This window comes from Alkalibacillus haloalkaliphilus C5, assembly GCF_000269905.1.
Classification (GTDB): domain Bacteria; phylum Bacillota; class Bacilli; order Bacillales; family Alkalibacillaceae; genus Alkalibacillus; species Alkalibacillus haloalkaliphilus_A.
Genome location: NZ_AKIF01000205.1, coordinates 1 through 3,965 on the forward strand (window position 1 = coordinate 1; position 3,965 = coordinate 3,965).

At 34.8% G+C, this 3,965-nt stretch carries 5 protein-coding genes and 1 pseudogene; all 6 read right to left on the minus strand.

From position 1 onward, the window contains the following. On the minus strand, nt 1–498 hold a 498-nt coding region (recO, locus tag A194_RS0115265), incomplete at its 3' end, for a DNA repair protein RecO (protein ID WP_017187663.1). 22 nt (nt 499–520) lie between these two features. Further along, nucleotides 521–652, minus strand: coding sequence for a YqzL family protein (locus A194_RS19910; RefSeq protein WP_017187664.1), 132 nt, complete (start codon nt 650–652; stop codon nt 521–523). A gap of 112 nt (nt 653–764) precedes the next feature. Beyond that, nucleotides 765–1,670, minus strand: a complete 906-nt coding sequence (gene era, locus A194_RS0115275; RefSeq protein ID WP_017187665.1) for a GTPase Era — start codon at nt 1,668–1,670, stop codon at nt 765–767. Nucleotides 1,671–1,831: 161 nt separating this feature from the next. Next, the gene (locus A194_RS0115280) at nt 1,832–2,191 is read right to left on the minus strand and encodes a diacylglycerol kinase family protein (protein WP_017187666.1); all 360 of its coding nucleotides are present in this window, start codon (nt 2,189–2,191) and stop codon (nt 1,832–1,834) included. Next, nucleotides 2,181–2,653 (minus strand): annotated as a pseudogene (ybeY, locus tag A194_RS18780) (rRNA maturation RNase YbeY). Before ybeY ends, A194_RS0115280 begins: the two are co-directional and overlap by 11 nt. Next, on the minus strand, nt 2,650–3,965 hold a 1,316-nt coding region (locus A194_RS18785; RefSeq protein ID WP_017187669.1), incomplete at its 5' end, for an HD family phosphohydrolase. The pseudogene ybeY and the gene A194_RS18785, both read right to left, overlap by 4 nt.

Here is a 3,965-nt window from a genome sequence, read left to right on the forward strand (position 1 = left end):
TGAGACTGAAAATCCGGCAATTGGATCATTCACATGACCATTAACACATTGATTCACGACAGGAGCAAAACCACCAACATGATATAGTTTAAGTTCATACATTAAAGAAATAGCTAACTCAGGGACGTCGTCTTCCATTCTTTCAAAGCTTTCTAAAAGCTCTCGAAATAACGGAAGGTTTCGTTCACGCTCTGTCAGTATTTTTGTCGTAAGTTCCCCCATATATGTAGCATAAGCTGTTTTAAATATATCCTCTCTAATATGTCGCATACTTTGAATCATTTCACCTTGGTGAATTGTTCCTAACCCTCTACCGGTATAAACAACATATTGACCATATATAAATGGCTGCGTTACCGCAGCCATTCGACTTTTGGACTTTTTAGCACCCTTTGCAACAGCACTAAGCATACCATATTCTTCAGTTAAGAGCGTTACAATTTTATTTGTTTCACCATAATCTTGTGTTCTTAATATAATTCCATTTATTTGGTCCAATGCCCCTCACCACTTTCATTTACTATGTTTTGGGGTTTAAGGTCGTGAATCGCTCTTTCCTATGATCATTCTTTAAATCCTCTACCTGTTTCATTAATAAATATGCTTCAACATTACCTGTCTTCTCAAAAACTTTCCATGGAATGTCAAACATCATATTCTCCACCTTTCAGCTTTATTTTAACTGAAAAACCTTAATCTTATTTTCACCTGAATGAAACAGTTCATAAGTTTAAATAATTACCAATTTAAAATACTTGCTTTCCTTAGTAGTCATCCTCTTTGTATCCATAATCGCGCAGGTGAAAGGCACGATTACGCCAATCTTTTTGTACTTTTACCCACAATTCTAAAAAGACCCCTGACCCTAATAAGGCTTCTATATCCTCTCTAGCTTCAGAACCAACCTGCTTTAACATTTTTCCTTGTTTACCTATTATAATTCCTTTTTGTGAATTACGTTCCACAATAATAGTCGCTTGAACATCTATTATATCTTTGTCATCTCGAGAACGAATGGAATCGATGACAACTGCGATTGAATGTGGAATTTCTTCGTGTGTATGGTGTAACACTTTCTCTCTTACTAATTCACTAATAATAAAGCGCTCTGGGTGATCTGTAATTTGATCTTCTGGATAGTATTGCGGCCCTTCAGGTAGCTTTTCAGATAACACATTTAGCAGGCTATCTGTATTGTTGCCTTCAAGCGCAGAGATTGGAACGATTTCTTCGAAGTCCAACTTTTCTCGATAAGTATCAATGATTGGTAATAGTTCATCAGGGTGAACTTGATCAATCTTATTAATGACTAATACTACTGGATTGTTTACGTCTTTTAATTTTTCAATGATAAATTCGTCGCCTTTTCCATACCCCTCATCAGCGTTAACCATGAACATAATAACATCAACTTCATTTAAAGTGTTGATTGCTGATCTATTCATAAAGTCCCCTAGTCGATGTTTCGGTTTATGAATACCTGGTGTATCTATAAATATGAATTGTGTATCATCGGTTGTGAGAACACCTTGAATTTTGTTACGAGTTGTTTGTGGTTTGTCACTCATAATAGCGATTTTTTCACCGATTACTCGATTCATAAACGTAGACTTTCCTACATTTGGCCGTCCAACTATTGCAATAAAGCCTGAATGAAACTGTTCTGTCATTTAATTTGCTCTCCTATTCGTTGCTAGTAAGTTTAGTGTACTATAAAAATAATAAAAATTCACATAATCGACAAATGTTTTAGCTCTTAATTTCAAAAAGAATGTACGAGCTATTAAATATAAATAAACTCGCACATATTTTTTGCGAGTTTAAATCAAAATCATTGAAGTAGCTCTAAAAGTTTCGGTAAGAAAATAATCATACCAACTAAAGCAGCGAATGTAGCTGCTATTAATACAGCAGCAGCACTTATGTCTTTAATTAGTTTTGCCGTTTCATGTCTTTCTTCAAATAAAACATCTGTTATTAACTCCACGACTGTATTAATTAGCTCTAATGCTAATACAAGCCCAATAGCCAATAATACAAATAACCATTCAATTCTTGTTAAACCTAACAGTAGACCTGCAAACAATGTCGTGAACATAATGATAAAATGTATTTTTATATTATGCTCAGTTTTTAGTGCGGCGTAAACTCCCGCAATAGCATACTTAAACCCTACCCGATCATTTTTCATTGCGGGTTAGTCCAAACTTTTGTAAAATCTTTTCTTGTTTCTCAAACATAACTTTTTCGTCATCTTCAGATTCATGATCATAACCTAATAAGTGGAGCAAACCATGGACTGCTAAGAATGTTAACTCCCGATTATTAGAGTGACCATATTCCTCAGCCTGCTCGAATGCACGGTCTACAGATATAACTATATCACCTAGTGAAGAGGCAAACCTTCACCAATTACTTCTAATTCATCTTCACCTAGCTCCTCTAATGCAAAAGAAATCACATCAGTTGGATTGTCTTTTCCACGATAATCACGATTAATGACTTTAATATCTTCATCTGATACAAATGTTACAGACATTTCCGCTTCACTCTCAACTGATTGTTGATCTGCTGCAAAATGTAACACATCATTGACTAAGTTCAATTGTTCAGTTGATAAATAATTTGTTTCGTCCACTAAATCGATATTCATGATGAATCCTCCCTGGCAGGTTGACTGTCTTTTAAATTTGGATATTCTATACGTGAATGAAATATACCATTTAGCATATCACAGATTGATTCCTCTATGACTCGTAAATCCTTTAAAGTTAGTTGACTGTTATCTAACTGACCATCTGTTAAACGGTCATGGATAATTGCTCTTACGACTTGTCTAATTTCTTCTAGAGTTGGGTTAGACTTTGATCTTACAGCGGCTTCAACTGAATCACAAATGTTAATCACAGCTGACTCCTTAGACTGTGGAATCGGGCCCTTGTATCTAAACTGTTCTTCTCTAACATCTGGATCATTCTCTTTTTCTTGGTAATAAAAATACTTCAATAACGTCGTCCCATGATGTTGCTCAGTCATATCAATTATCTCACCTGGTAATCCATACTCACGTAAAATAGCCGCTCCCTCGTATGGATGCTTTAATATGATCTCAGCACTTACTTTAGGATCTAGTTCATCATGCGGATTACTAATATTTTGTTGATTTTCAATAAAATAATGCGATTGAAAAGACTTTCCTATATCATGATAATAGGCAGCAACTCGAGCCAATAACCCGTTTGCACCAATTGCTTCACAAGCCGATTCACTTAAATTCGCTACCATAACACTGTGATGGTAAGTGCCAGGTGATTCGACTAATATTTGCTTTAATAATGGATGATTAGGATTTGCTAAGCTTAACAACTTCGATTCGGTTAACAAGTTTAATCCAGCTTCAAACAACGGAAAAAGACCTAAGATTAAAACAGCCGATACAAATATTGATATGACAGCAAACGCTAATGCAATTACAGTATCAACAGAAACAAGATCATCAAAACTTCTCACTTCAAAACTGATCACGATAGCAATATGTAAAACTATTAATGGAATAGACGTCTTAAACAATGAAATACGATCTGTTATAAAATCGTACAAAAAGATCGCAAACCACTGGGAAAATAAAAAGTAAATAAATACAAAAACAAACTGGTTAAAATCACTTGATAAAGTAAGTAAGTTTGCACCAATAATAGCCATCAATACAGAAGAAACTAGTGCAAAACGCTCATGAACTAAATAAGTAATTAAAACCGCATGTGCTGCTATTGGTACTAGATAATAAAGCGTATCAATATTTGGTCCAAAAGCATATATTGCTCCCATTAACAGTACCATGCCACCACTTAACAAAGTATTGGCTAAAGACATATTCCTCGTCCATTCTTTGTAGTGACTAATTTCTAACGACACTATAACAATCAAAAGAAAAGCTATTAAACAAGCGACCATCAACTCATGTT